The sequence below is a fragment of the Silanimonas sp. genome (assembly GCF_027530345.1).
Taxonomy (GTDB): domain Bacteria; phylum Pseudomonadota; class Gammaproteobacteria; order Xanthomonadales; family Xanthomonadaceae; genus Silanimonas.
The window spans coordinates 83,752-100,155 of the sequence record NZ_JAPZQK010000003.1; the positions used below are offsets into that span (position 1 = coordinate 83,752).

At 69.8% G+C, this 16,404-nt stretch carries 11 protein-coding genes and 1 pseudogene; 3 read left to right on the forward strand and 9 right to left on the reverse strand.

The annotated features are described in order from the left end of the window. Positions 1 to 57 precede the first annotated feature (57 nt). Positions 58 to 639: a lipocalin family protein gene (locus O9255_RS01590; protein WP_297865073.1), complete on the reverse strand. Its 582-nt coding sequence runs from the start codon at positions 637 to 639 to the stop codon at positions 58 to 60. A 258-nt stretch (positions 640 to 897) separates the two neighbouring features. Between O9255_RS01590 and O9255_RS01595 the strand changes: the two are divergent. After that, positions 898 to 2,919: pseudogene (locus tag O9255_RS01595) on the forward strand (prolyl oligopeptidase family serine peptidase); the annotation flags it as partial. After that, positions 2,919 to 5,072, forward strand: coding sequence for a S9 family peptidase (locus tag O9255_RS01600; protein WP_297865074.1), 2,154 nt, complete (start codon positions 2,919 to 2,921; stop codon positions 5,070 to 5,072). The pseudogene O9255_RS01595 and the gene O9255_RS01600, both read left to right, overlap by 1 nt. Positions 5,073 to 5,369: 297 nt before the next feature. Here the strand turns inward: O9255_RS01600 and O9255_RS01605 are convergent, their stop codons facing one another. Next, positions 5,370 to 6,806, reverse strand: coding sequence for a DUF2252 domain-containing protein (locus O9255_RS01605; protein ID WP_297865075.1), 1,437 nt, complete (start codon positions 6,804 to 6,806; stop codon positions 5,370 to 5,372). A 396-nt stretch (positions 6,807 to 7,202) separates the two neighbouring features. Here O9255_RS01605 and O9255_RS01610 point away from each other — a divergent pair, with 396 nt between their 5' ends. Beyond that, positions 7,203 to 8,891, forward strand: coding sequence for an alpha-amylase family glycosyl hydrolase (locus tag O9255_RS01610; protein ID WP_297865076.1), 1,689 nt, complete (start codon positions 7,203 to 7,205; stop codon positions 8,889 to 8,891). A 12-nt stretch (positions 8,892 to 8,903) separates the two neighbouring features. Here O9255_RS01610 and O9255_RS01615 read toward each other — a convergent pair whose 3' ends face one another. The 7 genes from O9255_RS01615 to zwf all read right to left on the reverse strand — a co-directional run bounded on the left by O9255_RS01615 (position 8,904) and on the right by zwf (position 16,365). After that, positions 8,904 to 9,506 carry a sulfur transferase domain-containing protein gene (locus O9255_RS01615; protein WP_297865077.1) on the reverse strand — a complete coding sequence of 201 codons (603 nt, stop codon included), beginning with the start codon at positions 9,504 to 9,506 and terminating at the stop codon, positions 8,904 to 8,906. A gap of 11 nt (positions 9,507 to 9,517) precedes the next feature. After that, positions 9,518 to 10,594 (reverse strand): LacI family DNA-binding transcriptional regulator, encoded by a 1,077-nt coding sequence (locus tag O9255_RS01620; protein WP_297865078.1) that lies wholly within the window; start codon positions 10,592 to 10,594, stop codon positions 9,518 to 9,520. A gap of 72 nt (positions 10,595 to 10,666) precedes the next feature. Further along, entirely contained in the window at positions 10,667 to 11,323 is a 657-nt protein-coding gene (locus O9255_RS01625; protein ID WP_297865079.1) for a bifunctional 4-hydroxy-2-oxoglutarate aldolase/2-dehydro-3-deoxy-phosphogluconate aldolase, read from the reverse strand. Next, positions 11,320 to 12,354 (reverse strand): glucokinase, encoded by a 1,035-nt coding sequence (glk, locus tag O9255_RS01630; RefSeq protein WP_297865080.1) that lies wholly within the window; start codon positions 12,352 to 12,354, stop codon positions 11,320 to 11,322. Before glk ends, O9255_RS01625 begins: the two co-directional genes overlap by 4 nt. Then, on the reverse strand, positions 12,351 to 14,177 hold the full coding sequence (gene edd, locus O9255_RS01635; RefSeq protein ID WP_297865081.1) for a phosphogluconate dehydratase: 1,827 nt from the start codon (positions 14,175 to 14,177) through the stop codon (positions 12,351 to 12,353). The genes glk and edd overlap by 4 nt, the downstream gene beginning before the upstream one ends. Next, positions 14,177 to 14,905 carry a 6-phosphogluconolactonase gene (pgl, locus tag O9255_RS01640; RefSeq protein ID WP_297865082.1) on the reverse strand — a complete coding sequence of 243 codons (729 nt, stop codon included), beginning with the start codon at positions 14,903 to 14,905 and terminating at the stop codon, positions 14,177 to 14,179. The genes edd and pgl overlap by 1 nt, the downstream gene beginning before the upstream one ends. After that, positions 14,902 to 16,365 (reverse strand): glucose-6-phosphate dehydrogenase, encoded by a 1,464-nt coding sequence (zwf, locus tag O9255_RS01645; protein ID WP_297865083.1) that lies wholly within the window; start codon positions 16,363 to 16,365, stop codon positions 14,902 to 14,904. The genes pgl and zwf overlap by 4 nt, the downstream gene beginning before the upstream one ends. Positions 16,366 to 16,404: the final 39 nt, after the last annotated feature.

Sequence of the window (16,404 nt, forward strand, 5' to 3'; positions counted from 1 at the left end):
TCGGCGCATGAAATAGCACGCGGCCACCCGGCCTCGCCACGCCACCGGCTCCGCCGTTCAGGGGCCGATGGGGGCGACCGTCTGTCCCTCGACCTGAGGCACGCGCCGCAGGGCCGTCCGATCCACGCCGTGCGTGGCGATCCGCGTCGCCAGCGCGGCCAGCCTGGCCTCGTCCATCACCGGCTCGCGCGAGAAGATCCAGGCCAGCTTGCGGTCCGGCGTGGCCAGCAGGGCGGTCGAGTAATCGGGCGCGACGTCCAGCACCTGCAGGCGCGTCGAGATCGGCCAGAAGAACTGGACCTTCCACTCGCGACCGCCGCTGCCTTCGACGACCGTCGAGACACCGTTCCACGTACGGTCGGGTTCGCCGAAGGCCTTCTTGAACACGAAGTCGTTGTCGATGCGCCCATCCGGACGCAGGCGATAGACGTCGCGCGTGGCGAGCTTCCCGTTCTCGAAGAAGTAGGGCACGTTCGCGACGACGTACCAGGTGCCCATGAAGCGCTCGAGGTCGACGGGTGCGGTGCTGGCTTCGGCGGGCATGCGGGCGGTTTCCGGCGGGGTCTGGCAGGCGGCCAGCGCGAGAGCCAAGGCGGCGATCACGGTGGTGAGCAGGGCGGGGCGGGCGGCGGCGCGCATGGGCGGCTCCGGTGGGGGATGCCCGCAGCGTGGGCGCCGCCGGGAGAACGCACCGTCAAGGCCGTGAAGGTGGCGTCCGCCGTGACTTTGGTCATGCACGCCGCGGTGCGGGCGGGGGGTAAGCTCCGACGACTCCCTTCCGGCCCCCATGGAGGCCTCATGCGCCGCACGCGCCTCGCCCTTGTTCTCGCCTTGATGACCGCACCGCTCGCCCACGCCGACACGCCCGCCCCGGCGGCCACTGCGCCGCAGCCTGCCGACGCCTGGCAGTGGCTGGAGGATGTGGAAGCGCCGCGTTCCCTCGACTGGGTGCGCGCGCAGAACGCCGATTCGCAGAAGGTCCTCGAGGGCCAACCGGGGTTCGGCGCCCTCCGTGACGACCTCCTGGCCATCCTCGATTCGAACGCCCGCATCCCGTTCGTCGGCAAGCAGGGCGAGTACTTCTACAACTTCTGGCGCGACAGGCAGAACCCCGCGGGGTTGTGGCGCCGCACCACGCTCGAGGAGTACCGCAAGGCCGAGCCCGAGTGGGAAGTGCTGATCGACCTCGACGCCATCAACAAGGCGGAGGACATGAATTGGGTGTGGCGCGGCGCCGACTGCCTGCGTCCGGCCTACGACCGCTGCCTCGTCTCACTGTCGCGCGGCGGTGCCGATGCCGTCGAAGTGCGCGAGTGGGACAAGAGCGACCGCGCCTTCGTCGAGGGCGGCTTCCGCCTGCCGGAAGCCAAGGGCGGGCTGACCTGGCGCAACGCCGACAGCGTCTACGCCTACACCGATTTCGGCGAGGGCTCGATGACGTCCTCGGGTTACCCGCGCATCGTCAAGGAATGGACCCGTGGCACGCCGCTGGCCGAGGCCAAGGCGGTCTACGAAGGCACGGCGCAGGACATGTACATCGCCGGCTACCGCGACCTGACGCCGGGCTTCGAGCGGGATTTCGTCAGCCGCACCATCGCCTTCTACAACGACGAGCTCTACGTGCGCGGCGCCGATGGCGCGCTCACCAAGATCGATGCCCCCAACTCGGCGAACAAGACGCCGTACCGCGAATGGCTGATCCTCGAGCTGCGCGAGGACTACCGCGTCGGCGACCGCGTCTATCCGAAGGGTGCCGTGATCGCCGCCAAGTTCGACGCCTTCATGGCCGGCGGGCGCGACTTCGACGTGCTGTTCGAGCCCACCGACACCACGGCCTTCGTCGGCCTCACGCCGACCAAGGACCACCTGATCCTCAACGTGCTCGAGGACGTCAAGAACCGCCTGTCGGTGCTGACCTACGCGAACGGCGAGTGGACGCGCGGTCCGCTGGAAGGCGCGCCGGCCTTCGGCACGGTGTCGGTCTCGGCCGTCGACGACGAAGAGAACAACGACTACTTCCTCACCGTCACCGATTACCTGACGCCGACCACGCTGATGCTCGGCACGGTGGGCCAGGCCCCGCAGGCCCTGAAGCAGCTGCCGGCCTTCTTCGACGCCTCGGGCTTCGAGATCACCCAGAACTTCGCCACCAGCAAGGACGGCACCCGCGTGCCGTACTTCATGGTCGCGAAGAAGGGCCTCGAGGCGAACGGCAAGAACCCGACCCTGCTCTACGGCTATGGCGGTTTCGAGGTCTCGCTGACGCCGGGTTACTCCGGCGGCGTCGGCCGCGCCTGGCTGTCGGAAGGCGGCGTCTACGTCGTCGCCAACATCCGCGGCGGTGGCGAGTACGGCCCGCGCTGGCACCAGGCCGGCCTGAAGGAAAACCGCCTGCGCATCTACGAGGATTTCGCCGCGGTGGCGGAAGACCTGATCAAGCGCGGCATCACCACGCCGCCGCACCTCGGCATCCAGGGCGGCAGCAACGGTGGCCTGCTGGTCGGCAACATGACCGTGCTCTACCCGCAGCTGTTCGGTGCCGTCGTCTGCCAGGTGCCGCTGCTCGACATGCGCCGCTACCACACGCTGCTGGCGGGCGCCTCGTGGATGGCCGAGTACGGCAATCCGGACGACCCGGCGCAGTGGGAGTTCATCCGCACCTTCTCGCCGTACCACAACGTCAAGCCGGACGTGCAGTACCCGCCGGTGCTGTTCACCACCTCGACGCGCGATGACCGCGTGCACCCCGGCCACGCCCGCAAGATGTTCGCGCTCATGAAGGACCAGGGCCACCCGGTCTACTACTACGAGAACATCGAGGGCGGCCACGGCGGCGCCGCGAACAACGCGCAGAGCGCCAAGATGAACGCGCTGGCCTACACCTTCCTGAAGATGAAGCTCTTCCCGGAGTCGAACTGATGAATCGCCCGAATCTGTCCCGCCGTCCGCTCGCGGCGATCGGCCTGCTGCTCGCCTCCGGCTTCGCAGCGCCGGCGAGCTTCGCGGCCGACGCGCCGACGCCGCCTGTCGCCGCGCAGCGCCCGCATGAAGTGAAGGCCCCGCACGGTGCCGTGCGCAACGACGAGTACTACTGGCTCCGCGACGACAAGCGCGAGAACCCGGAGATGCTCGCCTACCTCAACGCCGAGAACGCCTACGCCGACGCCATGCTGGCGCCCCTCGCGCCGCTGAAGCAGCGCTTGTACGACGAGATCGTCGGCCGCATCCAGCAGGACGATTCGAGCGTGCCGTACTTCGAAGACGGCTACTGGTACTACACGCGTTTCGAGACCGGCAAGGACTACGCCATCACCGCCCGCCGCAAGGGCACGATGGAGGCGCCGGAAGAGATCCTGCTCGACCAGAACGCCATGGCCGAAGGCAAGGACTACTTCCGGGTGGGTGGTTGGGAAGTGAGCCCCGACGGCAGCAAGCTGGCTTGGGCCGAGGATCTCAACGGCCGCCGCCAGTACACGATCAAGGTGAAGGACATTGCCAGCGGTGAGCTGCTGGACTCCGCCATCACCGGCACCAGCGGCAACATCGTCTGGGGCGATGACAACAAGACGATCTGGTACGTCGAGAACGACCCGGAGACCCTGCTCAGCACCAACGTCAAGACGCACGTGATCGGTACGCCGTCGAGCGAGGACAAGCTCGTCTACACCGAGACCGACAACAGCTTCTACATGGGCATCGGCCGCACGCGCTCGAAGCAGTACATCTGCATCGGCGTGGGCAGCACCGTCTCCTCGGAGCAGCGCTGCACCAAGGCGGCGAGCCCGGGCGAGTTCACCGTGGTCGCCCCGCGCGAGCGCGACGTCGAGTACAGCGCCGACCACTACGCCGGCCGCTGGGTCATCACCACCAACTGGAACGCGCCGAACTTCCGCATCATGACCGCCGCCGAGGACGCGCTCGGCAGTCGCGAGGGTTGGAAGGAGCTGGTGCCGCACGCCGGTGACGTGTTCATCGAAGGCGTGGAGCTGTTCGACGGCTACATGGCCATCGGCGAGCGTTCGAACGCGCTTCGCCGCATCCGCATCCTGAAGGACGACGGCCGCAGCGACTTCGTGAAGTCCGACGAGCCGGCCTACACGATGGGTCTGTCGGTCAACGCGATGCCGGACACGCCGTGGGTGCGCTACACCTACACCTCGCTCACCACGCCGGCGACGACCTACGAGATCAACGTCGAGACCGGAGAGCGCAAGCAGCTCAAGCAGGATCCGGTGCCGGGCTTCGACCCGACGCAGTACGTGACCGAGCGCGCGTGGGTGCCTTCGCGCGACGGCACGGTGCGCATCCCCGTCTCGATCGTCTACCGCAAGGGCTTCGAGAAGAACGGAGAGGCCGCCCTGCTGCAGTACGCCTACGGCAGCTATGGCAGCTCCTCCGACCCGGGCTTCAGCCGCCTGGTGCCCAGCCTGCTGGACCGCGGCATGGTCTACGCCATCGCGCACATCCGTGGTGGCCAGGAGATGGGCCGCGCCTGGTATGACGGCGGCAAGCTCTTCAACAAGATCAACACCTTCACCGACTTCATCGACGTGACCGACTGGCTGGTGGCCAACGGCTACGCCGCCGAGGACCGCGTGGCCGCGATGGGCGGCAGCGCCGGTGGCCTGTTGATGGGCGCGGTGGCCAACATGGCGCCGGAGAAGTACGACGCCATCATCTCGCAGGTGCCCTTCGTCGACGTGGTGACGACGATGCTCGATCCGAGCATCCCGCTCACCACCAACGAGTACGACGAGTGGGGCAACCCGGAGAAGAAGGAGTTCTACGACTACATGCTGTCGTACTCGCCCTACGACCAGCTGGCGGCGAAGGACTACCCGGCGATGTTCGTCGGCACCGGCCTGTGGGACTCGCAGGTGCAGTACTTCGAGCCGGCCAAGTACGTCGCCCGCCTGCGCGCCAAGAAGACCGACGACAACCTGCTGGTGTTCCGCACCAACATGGAAGCCGGCCACGGAGGCAAGTCGGGCCGCTTCCGCCGCTTCGCCGAAGCCGCCGAGCAGTACGCCTTCATGCTCGACCAACTCGGCGTGGAGAAGCGCGCGGAGTGAGGCGGGGAACGCTCATCCGATGAAGGAAAAACCCCGGCCAAGGCCGGGGTTTTTTTCGTGGGTTTGGCTCGGTCCGCACGTGTGCGGTCGGATCACCGGGCGGCCTTCGGTCACGAGCGGACCTTCGAGAGACTCCAGTCAACGCTGACCCGACTCCAAGCCAACCTGGCCATCAGCCTGCTCTTCGGCATTGCCGTTTCGACGCTGCTGACGCTGGTGGTGATCCCGCTGTTCTGTTCCGCGTGGTTGTCGCGGCGCGGCACGGCTTCCGCCGCAGCGCCCTCGAAGGGATAGGCCTTATTCGCCCAGCCCTGCGTCTGCCGGCACCCGTCCGGCGGACGCGGCTTTCTTCAGGGCATTGAAATCGGCCTCGTTGCGGCGGCGATAGGCCAGCGCGAACACCCGCATCGCTTCGGCCAACTCGCCGCCGCGGCCGATGTACCCATGAAGCTCGTCGGCGCAGCCGGCTTTCGCGTGAGCGCGCGCCAGTGCATAGCCGCAGGCCTCGGCGTACTCGTGGAAATCGCGGCCCTTGAACGCGGTGACGTCGAACGAGGCCTTCATGTCGCGCAGTTGGCGCACGTAGAACTCCGCGCCGAAGTCGTCGCTGCCCGCCCAGCCCAGGAAGATGTCGGACGCGGCCTGCATCAGGCGCTGGCCGTTGACGATGCGTTCGCCGTCGTGGGCCTCGCGGCTCCGGCCCAGCGGGGCCTCGAGCGCGGAGTCGGCGGCTTCCTTGAACTGCAGGAACAAGGGGTGCTGGCCCGAGGCCACAAACAGCGCGATGAAGCAGCGGCGACCTACCGAGCCCACGCCCGGCACCTTCACCGCCACATCGTGCAGCACGTAGCGATCCAGCAGCGTGCGGCGGTCGGCCGGCAGCGATGCCCGGTAGTCGGCGAGGAAGCGCGGCATCTGCGCACGGAAGCGGCTGAGCTCGCGATCGGTGGCCGCATCGTCGTGGTACACGAAGGGCGGCGCGTCCTTGATGTTCCATCGCCCGTCGGCGAGCGTCTCGGTGGCTTCCGCCGCGAACATCGCCGAGGTCTTGCGACGCGCCTTGCGGATCACGTCGAGCTCATGGCCGTCGTCGCCCGAGAGCTCGAGCAGCGTCTCGGCAGTCAGCCGGTAATACCAGAGGTCGAGCACGTCCATCGTCGCGAAGCGCCGCATGCGGTCGGCATAGGCGCGCACCAGCGTTTCGACGAGGCTTCCCTGCATCGCCTCGTCGTACCCGTTCACGTCGGCCGCGATAGCGAAGCTGGCCGCGAGGCGCCGAAGGTCCCAGTCGAACGGCCCGGGCAGGGATTCGTCGAAGTCGTTGATATCGAAGAGCAGGGTGCGTTCAGGGCTCGCGAACAGCCCGAAATTGTTGAGGTGCGCGTCGCCGCAAAGCTGCGTTTGCACCGGGCTGCGCGGCAGGGTCGCGAGGTCGTGCGCCATCAGGCCAGCGCCGCCGCGAAAAAAAGCGAAGGGGCTGGCCAGCATCCGACCGTAGCGGATGGGCTTCAGCTCGGGAACGCGGCCCACGTGGCTCGCTTCAAGGAGCGCAACGGCATCACGCCGGCCCTTCGGCGCCGCACCCAAGGCCGATCGCGGCGAGGTTTTTCGGCTTTCCTTACCGCGGGCCACGGCGGCGGGACCGCCGTAGGCCGCTGCTTCGACCGTGGCATTGGGCGTTCGCGCCGTGTGGATCGTGCGGCGACGTGCGCGAGGGGGGCGTGCGGCAGCCATTCGTTGCCTCGTTGGGCGTGGTGTGGGCCTTGAGCGTATCGCGGCCCAGTGCGGTGGATCGCGGTGAACGGCTGGGAACCCATAGCAGGCTTGGCGGACGGATACCCCTCGCGGGTGTCATGCACAGAAATTGATGGAGCACCGACGTGCCACTGAGCTGGAGCGAGATCAATGACCGCGCTGACCGAGGTACCCCCGATGCTTCGTAGTGCCTCGACTCAGTTCAGAGCATCCCGACCGTCCCTTTGGGTCGGAAGCCGCCCCCTCATCGCCGATGTTCGTCCGGCAGGCGCAGGTTTCTGCCCGCGATGCATTCGAATGCATCGGCCGACACCACGACTTCGCCACGACAGCCCACCGATACACTCGAGGGGTCTTCTGCTGCCCGAGCTTCCGATGCGTCGCCCTCCGCTCTCCGCCCTGCTCGTCGGCCTGCTGGCCGCCTCCGCTGCTGCAGCGCAGCAGCCCGCATCGGCGCCACCGTCGCCTGGGTCGTTCGTCGGCACCACCGAGCCGATGGCGGCGCACGCCGTCTATTTCTTGATGACGGACCGCTTCGTCAACGGCGACCCGTCGAACGACCACCGCGAACAGGGCCTGCCCGACCATGGCACCTGGGGTGGCCCGGTGCCGGGCGCGCCGCCGGGCAGGGAGGACTACGTCGGCTACCTTGGCGGCGATTTCCGCGGGATCCTCGACAACGCCGGCTACATCCGCGACATGGGCTTTGGCGCCGTGTGGCTCACGCCGATTGTTGAACAGCCGGACGAAGCGTTCTCCGGCGGCACGCCGGCCGCGTGGGGGAAGATGTTCACCGACGGCGGCAAGTCCGGTTACCACGGCTACTGGGCCACCAACTTCTACGAGATCGACGAACACTTGCCGTCCGAGGGCCTCGATTTCCGCGCGCTCACCGCCGGCCTGCGCGCGCGCGGCCTCAAAACGGTGCTCGACGTGGTGGCGAACCACGGTTCGCCCTCGTTCACCGCGCCGACGCAGCGCGATACCTTCGGCAAGCTGTTCAACGAGGCCGGCGAACTCGTTGCCGACCACCAGAACCTGCCGCCGCGCCGCCTGAAGCCGGGCAGCAACCCGCTGCACGCGTTCTTCCACGTCGAGCCCGATATCGCCCAGCTGTCGAACTTCGACGAGGACAACCCGGCCGTCGTCGACTACCTCGTGGGCAGCAGCCTGAAGTGGCTGGGGCAGGGCGCCGATGCGCTGCGCCTCGACACCATCAAGCACATGCCGCTGCCGTTCTGGAAGACCTACGCGGATCGCCTGCGCGCCGAGCATCCCGGCCTCTTCATGTTCGGCGAGGCCTTCACCTACGAGCCCGAGGTGCTCGGGGCCTTCACGCAGCCGGCGAACGGCGAGATCAGCGTGCTCGATTTCCCGCTGCAGAAGGCCATGGGCGAGGTGTTCGGCAAGCGCGATGCCGGCTTCGAGGCGATCGTTCCGGCGCTGTTCCTCGATGGCGGCCCGTACGCGAACCCCTACGTGCTGATGACCTTCTACGACAACCACGACATGCCGCGGCTCGACGCCGACGATGCCGGGTTCATCAACGCCAACAACCTGCTGTTCACCGTGCGCGGCATCCCGGTGGTCTACCAGGGCTCCGAAGTGGGCTTCATGCGCGGCACCGCCGAGCACGCCGGCAACCGCAACTATTTCGGGCAGGCGCGCATCGACGCCGCGCCGTCGAACCCGATGCACGCGGCGCTGAAGCGCATCGCGACCCTGCGCGCGAACACGCCGGCCCTGCAGCGCGGGCTGCAGGTGAACATTGAGTTCGAGGGCGACCGCGCGGCCTTCTACCGCGTGCTGGAGCACGAGGGCGTGGCGCAGACGGCGCTGGTGCTGCTGAACAAGGGCGACACCGCGGCGCGCTTCCACATCGATGCCCTGGCGCAGCCGGGTCGCTGGCGCGAGGCGCTGGGCGGCGGCACGCGCGTGGTGGTGGCGGGCGAGGCCTTCGAAGCCGAGGTGCCGGCGAACGGCGTGCAGGTCTACTTGTTCGAGAGGCCGCTCACCGCCCCGGCGCTGCGCGCCGCCGCCGAAGCGGCCGTCATCGCGCGCTGAGGCGCGGTGCGATCAGCCGCGTGGCGCCTCGGCGTAATCGAGGCGCAGCGGGCGGTCGAGCAGGCGCTCCATCGGCGGCGGCCACAGGCCGAGTGGACCGACGCGGCGCATCGCTTCCTCGGGGCTCAGACCCCGCTCGCGCACCAGCCAGGCGGCGTAGAGGTGCGCGGCGCGCGTGCCGCTGGCGCAATGCAGCAGCACGTCGCCTTCGCCCGACGCCATCGCGGCGCTGAAGGCGTCGAGGGCGGCGGGGGTGAAGCCGGCATTGCCCGCGATGGGCAGCAGCGTGTACGCCATTCCCTTCGACTGGGCCAGTGCGGCCTCGTCGAAGCCGAGCGTGGCCATTTCTTCCGAGGTGCGCAGGTTGATCACGCGGCGGACGCCCTTGGCGCCCAGCGCTTCAAGATCGGCAGCGAGCGGCTGCGGCGCGATCAGTACGCTCCCGTCGCGCACCACGCGGGTGTCGAAGGGCGGGGCGGGCGGCGTGGCCGGTGCGGGCGCGGCGGCAGCGGCGGTCGGCGGCGCTGGGGCATCGGCGCGCGGCGCGCCGTCGCTCATGCAGGCGGACAGCGTGGTCGCGCCCAAGGCGAGGGCGAGGATCGGGAAACGGCGCATGCGCGAACTCCTCAGCGGGTCTTGCTGGATTTTCCAACGGGCTTGGCGGCGGCAAGGCCGGCGCCACAGGAGCGGCGCACCACCAGCGTCGGCGAGAGCACCTCGCTGACGGCGACTTCACCGCGGATCTCGCGGATCAGCGTGTCCACCAGTTTCTCGCCGGCCAGCTTGGTGTCCTGCAGCACGGTGGTGAGCGGCGGATTGGTGAAGGCGGCCACCGGCTGGTCGTCGAAGCCGACGACGGCGACGTCCTCGGGGACGCGCAGGCCGTGTTCCATCAGCGCGCGCATCGCACCAATCGCGATCAGGTCACTGGCGCAGAACATCGCGTCGAAGGCCACGCCGCGCGCGAACAGCGCCTGCGCCGCGGCGTAGCCGGCCAGTTCGGTCGAATCGATGACGTCGATCTGCAGCGCCGCCTCGGTGCTGAGCTTCGCCGCCTGCAGGGCATCGCAGAGCCCGAGGTAGCGGTCGCGGAACTCCGGGGCGGTGGGCTGGTTGGCCCCGAGGTAGGCCACGCGCTTGCGGCCCAGCGCGGCGAGGTGCGCGCCGACCTGGCGGCCGCCATCGCGGTTGTCGCTGCCGATCGACATGCCGGGCTGGCGTTCGAACACCGGCCCCCAACGGACGAAATGCGTGCCCTGCTGGACCAGACGGTCGAGCTTGTCCCGGGTGAGGAACCAGTCGCCGTAGCCGAGCAGGATCAGGCCGTCGGCCTTGTGCGCGTCCTGGTAGTCGGCGTGCCAGTCCTCGCTGAACTGCTGGAAGCTCACCAGCAGGTCGTAGCCCTGCCGCGCGCAGGCGCGCGTGATCGAGCCCAGCATGGTGAGGAAGAACGGATTGATCAGCGTGTCGTTCGGGGTCGGGTCCTCGAACAGCAGCAGGGCCAGCGTGACCGAGCTCTGCCGGCGCAGGTTCGAGGCGTTCTTGTCGACCTTGTAGTTCAGCTCACGGGCGATCTCGCGGATGCGCTTGCGCGTTTCCTCGCTGACCAGCGGGCTGTCACGCAGCGCGCGCGAGACCGTGGCCTGCGAGACGCCGGCACGGTAGGCGATGTCGAACGAGGTGGGTCGGGATTTCTGGTTCATGCGGGCGGGAGGATACCCCGCCCGGCGCGAGCGGCGCGGTGGCCGCGTGATGGTGCCTCCCGCGGCTGCGGATCAGCGCTTGGGACGCAGCCCCGCCGCCTCGCGGGCCAGGCGCTCGATGCGGGCCCAGTCGCTGCCGGTGATGGCGTCCTTCGGCAGCATCCATGAGCCGCCGACGGTGCCGACGTTGGGCAAGGCGAGGAAATCCGGGGCGCTCGTCGCATCGATGCCACCCGTCGGGCAGAAGCGCACCTGCGGAAAGGGCCCGGCGAAGCCCTTCAGCGCCGGGATGCCCCCGGAGCTGACGGCCGGGAAGAACTTGAAGCGCTGGTGCCCGTGGGCCAGGCCCTGCATCACCTCGCTGGCGGTGGCGACGGCGGGCAGCCAGGCGATCGGGCTGGCGTCGGCGGCGTGGTAGAGCGCCGCGGTGGCGCCGGGGCTGATGGCGAAGGTGCAGCCGGCGGCGGCCGAGGCCTCGAGGTCGGCCGGCGCAAGCACGGTGCCGGCGCCGAGCACGGCGCCTTCGACCTCCGCGGCGATGCGGCGCACACCGTCCAGCGCCGCGGCGGTGCGCAGCGTCACTTCCAGCACCGGCAGGCCGCCGGCCACCAGCGCGCGCGCGAGGGGCACGGCGTCCTCGACCCGGTCGATGACGATCACGGGCAACACGGGGGCCTTGGCGAAGACGGCATCGACGGCGCCGTTGCGCGCTTCGGTGGTCCAACTCATGCGGGGTTCTCCGATTGGCGCAGGGCGCAGGCGGCGCCGAGCAGGCCGGGTTGCGGGTGGGTGATGACGTGCAGGCTCACTTTCTCGAGATACGCGGCGAAGCGGCCTTTGGCAAGGAAGCGCTCCCGGAAGGCGCTGCTCTGCAGGAAGGGGATGAAGCGCGGGACGATGCCGCCAGCGATCATCACGCTCTTCGCGCCGTGGATCAGCGCGGTGTCGCCGACCACGCTGCCCAGCACCGCGCAGAAGCGGGCCAGCGTGCGGCGGGCGTTGAGGTCGTGGCCTTCGAGCGCGGCTTCCACGATCGCGGCGGGCTCGCGCAGCACGGTGGCGCTGTCGCCGAGCGGGCTGGGCCCGGTGCCCGGATCGCGCAGCGCGGCCTCGATGTGCGAGAGGCCGACGCCGCAGAGCAGGCGCTCGTTGCTGGTGCGGCCGAAGCGCTGGTTCATCCAGCGCTGGATCTTGTGTTCCTCGTCCCCGATCGGCGCGAAGCTGACGTGGCCGCCTTCGGTCTCGACCACCTGCCAGCCGCGCGCCGCATCCCCCACCAGCATCGCCACGCCGAGGCCCGTGCCGGGCCCCAGCACGCTGATCGGGCCGCGCTGCGGCAGGGCAGCGTCACCGTGCAGGCAGACGACGTCCTCGGCCGACAGGGCGGGCACCGACCAAGCCACCGCACCGAAATCGTTGATCACGTCGAAGCGCTGGAAGCCGAGCACGCCCTGCAGTTCGCTTCGCGAGAAGGCCCAGGCGCGATTGGTCAGGCGGATGGCGTCGCCATCCACCGGGCAGGCGACAGCGATGGCGGCTTGCGAGGGCTTCTGCCCGACCTCGGCGAGGTAGGCCTCGGCGGCGTGCTGCAGGCTGCCGTACTCGCAGCAGGGCAGGGTGCGGACGTGATGCATGTCCGGGCGCGCCGCGGCGAGGTCGGTCAGCGCGAAGCGCGCATTGGTGCCGCCGATGTCGGCGATCAGGGCAGGGCGCCGCAGCGCCGGCGCAACCGCCGATGCATTGGAGATCGCTGCGCTCACAGCCCGGTGCTCCCGAACAGTGCGCAGGCGCCGTCTTCGGCCGAATCCACGCATTCGCGGAACACCGCGAACAGCTCTCGGCCCACTCCGAACTGGTTGCCGGCGAGATCCATCGGCGCGAGCGTGCGCGCGGCCCACTCGGCCTCGGGCACGTCGACTTCGACCGTCGAGGCTTCGGCATCGATGGTGATGACGTCGCCGTCGCGGAGCTTGGCGATCGCACCGCCGGCGACAGCCTCGGGCACGAGATGGATGGCGGCGAGCACCTTGCCCGAGGCGCCGCTCATGCGGCCGTCGGTGAGCAGGGCCACGCGCTGGCCGCGGTCCTGCAGCAGGCCGAGCGTCGGCGTCAGCTTGTGCAATTCCGGCATGCCATTGGCCTTGGGGCCCTGTCGGCGGATCACGGCGACGAAATCGCCGTCGAGCTGGCCGGCCTTGAACGCGACGAGCAGGTCGTCCTGGTCGTCGAACACCTTGGCCGGCGCGGTGATGCGGCGGTGCTCCGGCGCCACGGCCGAGATCTTCACCACGGCGCGTCCGAGACGGCCGGTGACGAGGCGCAGGCCGCCTTCGGCATCGAAGGGCTCGGCCACGGGGCGCAGTACGTTGAGGTCGCCGCTGGCGCGCGGCGGTTCGCGCCACGTGAGCCGCGTTCCCTCGAGGTGCGGTTCGAGCGACTGCTGGCGCAGGTCACCGCCATGCACGCACTTCAGATCGCCGTGCAGCAGGCCGGCGTCGATCAGTTCGCGGATCACGAACCCCAGCCCGCCCGCGGCGTGGAAGTGGTTCACGTCGGCCGAGCCGTTCGGGTACACGCGGGCCATCAGCGGCGTGGCGCGCGAGAGTTCGTCGAGGTCATCCCAGGTGATGCGCAGTCCGGCGGCGCGGGCCATGGCCACGAGGTGGATCACGTGGTTGGTCGAACCGCCCGTCGCCGCGAGGCCGACCATGGCGTTGACGATCGCCTTCTCGTCCACCGTGTGGCCGATCGGCCGCCAGTCGTCGCCGAGCGCGGTCACGCGCAGCGCCTGTTCGGCGGCGGCGACGGTGAGTGCGTCGCGCAGCGTGGTGCCGGGGTTCACGAAGGCGGAGCCCGGCAGGTGCAGGCCCATCACTTCCATCAGCATCTGGTTGCTGTTGGCGGTGCCGTAGAAGGTGCAGGTGCCGGCCGAGTGGTAGCTCGCCGATTCCGCCGCGAGCAGCTCGTCGCGCGTCGCCTTGCCTTCGGCATAGCGCTGGCGGACCGCGGCCTTCTCCTTGTTCGGCAGGCCCGAGGGCATCGGGCCTGCGGGCACGAAGACCACCGGCAGATGCCCGAAGGCCAGCGCGCCCATCACCATGCCGGGCACGATCTTGTCGCAGACGCCCAGCATCAGCGCGGCGTCGAACATGTCGTGCGAGAGGGCGACCGCGGTGGCCTGCGCGATGGTGTCGCGCGACCACAGCGAGAGCTCCATGCCGGTGCGGCCCTGGGTGACGCCGTCGCACATCGCCGGCACGCCGCCGGCCACCTGCGCGGTGCCGCCGGCATTGCGCGCGGCCATCTTGATCAGCTCGGGATAGGTCGCGAACGGCTGGTGCGCCGACAGCATGTCGTTGTACGCGGTGACGATGCCGAGGTTCGGCTTGACCTGCAGCTTCAGCGCGTCCTTGTCGTCGCCCGAGGCGGCGAAGCCATGCGCGAGGTTGCCGCAGCTGAGGCGGGCGCGGGCCGTGCCTTTCGCGCGGGCGGCTTCGATGCGCGCGAGGTAGGCGGTGCGCGTCTGCGCGCTGCGCTCGCGGATCCGTTCGGTGACGCGTTCGACGACGGGATGCAGCGACATCAGGGGCTCCAGTGGATCGCGAGGTCCGGCGCGGCGGCCAGCAGGGCGTGGATCGGGGCGTCGGTGGCGGGGCGGGTGCGCGCCGATTCCAGCACGGCGCGCTTGGCTTCGCCGGTGATCATCAGCAGCAGCGAACGCGTCGCCACCAGCCGCGACAGCGTGAGGGAAATGCGCGGGAAAGGCGCTTCCGGCGGCAGCGGGTCGGGCACCAGCGCGACGACCGGCGCGCGATGGCCGGCATCGAGGGCCGAGGCCGGCGTGACCTGCGGGAACAGCGAGGCGAAGTGGGCATCGGCGCCCATGCCGAGCAGCACCGCGTCGAAGGCGCGGTGGGCGAGCGGCGACAGGCTGGCTTCGGCGGTGGCACCGGCGTCGGCGACGACGAAGGCGGCGTCGGTGGCCGGCACCAGCGGATGGATCGTGACGCCCACCGCGGCGGCGAACGCGTCCGCGAGCGCCCGCTCGTTGCGCTTCTCGTGCGCGGCGGGCACCCAGCGTTCGTCGCTGGCGACGAGGTGCACCTTCGACCATGGCAGGGTCATGGCCGCGAGCTGGCGATACGCGGCGAAGGGCGTGCTGCCGCCGGCCAGTGCCAGCCAGGCCTCGCCGCGGGCGGCGAGTCCCTCGCGAATCGCGGCGGCGAGCGCCTCGGCGACGGCGGAAGCCAGCGCCTCGGCGTTCGCGTGCGGGACGATCGGCAGGGCGCTCATGGACGCGGCGGTGCTCATTCGCGCCAGCTGTGGCCGTGGCGTTCCGGCAGCGCCAGCGCGCTGGTCGGGCCCCAGGTGCCGGCCGGGTAGGGCTTGGGCTCCTGCCCGCGTGCCGTCCAGCCGCCGAGGATCTGGTCGACCCAGCTCCATGCCGCCTCGATCTCGTCGCGGCGCACGAACAGCGTGCCAACGCCGGCCAGCGCGTCTCGGTACAGGCGCTCGTAGGCGATGCGCTTGCGCTCGTGGGCGAAGGCGTCGTGCAGGTCGAGGTCGAGCGCCACCTGCGAGAGCTTGACGCCGCCGCGGTCGAGGCCTGGCGTCTTGCTCATCAGCATCATCGAGATGCGCTCTTCCGGCTGCAGGCGGATCAGCAGCGCGTTGGGCTCCGGCGTCGCGCCTTCGCCGTCGAAGATCGAATGCGGGACGGCGCGCATCTTCACGTAGATCTCGGTGGTGCGGCGCGGCAGCCGCTTGCCGGTGCGCAGGTAGAACGGCACGCCGCTCCAGCGCCAGTTGTCGATGTGGGCGCGGATGGCGACGAAGCTTTCGGTACGGCTCCGGCGGCCGAGTTCGTCGGCATAGCCCGGCACCGCCTTGCCGTCGATCGCGCCGGCCGTGTACTGGCCCGCGACGGTGTGGGTGGCGACGTCGTCGCCTTCGATCGGGCGCAGCGAGCGCAGCACCTTCAGCTTCTCGTTGCGCACGGCGCCCGGGTCGAAGTGCGAGGGCGGTTCCATCGCGGTGAGCGTGAGCAGCTGCAGCAGGTGGTTCTGCACCATGTCGCGCATGGCGCCGGATTCGTCGTAGTAGCCGCCGCGGCCTTCGAGGCCCACGGTCTCGGCGACTGTGATCTGCACCTGTTCGACGAAGCGCGAGTTCCAGATCGGCTCGAACAGCGCGTTGCCGAAGCGCAGGGCGAGCAGGTTCTGCACGCCTTCCTTGCCGAGGTAGTGGTCGACGCGGAACACCTGCGCCTCGCGGAATACCTTGGCCACCGACTCATTGATGGCGATCGAGCTGGCGAGGTCGTGGCCGATCGGCTTCTCGAGCATCACGCGCATGCGTGCATCGGCGACGCCGCCGGCGGCCAGGGCTTCGCAGATCGGGCCGTAGAACTTCGGTGCCGTCGACAGGTGCACGAGGGTGTCGCCGTCGCCGCGCAGCGTGGCGATGCGGGCCGCCAAGGCGGCGAGGGCGGCCGGGTCGTCCACCGAGGCGGCCTGGTAGTCGCAGCGGCCGAGCAGCCGCTCCAGCGCGGCCTCGTTGCACTCGCCCGCGGCGATGGCCTTGCCGACCGATTCCGCCACGTTGGCGCGGAAGCCGGCGGCGTCCATCGCGCTGCGCGCGGTGCCGAGGATGCGCAGGGCCTGCGGGAGCAGGCCGTCGCGCTCCAGCGCATAGAGCGAGGGCAGCAGCATGCGCTGGGCGAGGTCGCCGGTGGCGCCGAACAGCACGAAGAGCGAAGCGTCCTGGGTCATGGAGCACTCGAAGGTGGCTTGACCTGCCAGCGTAATCCT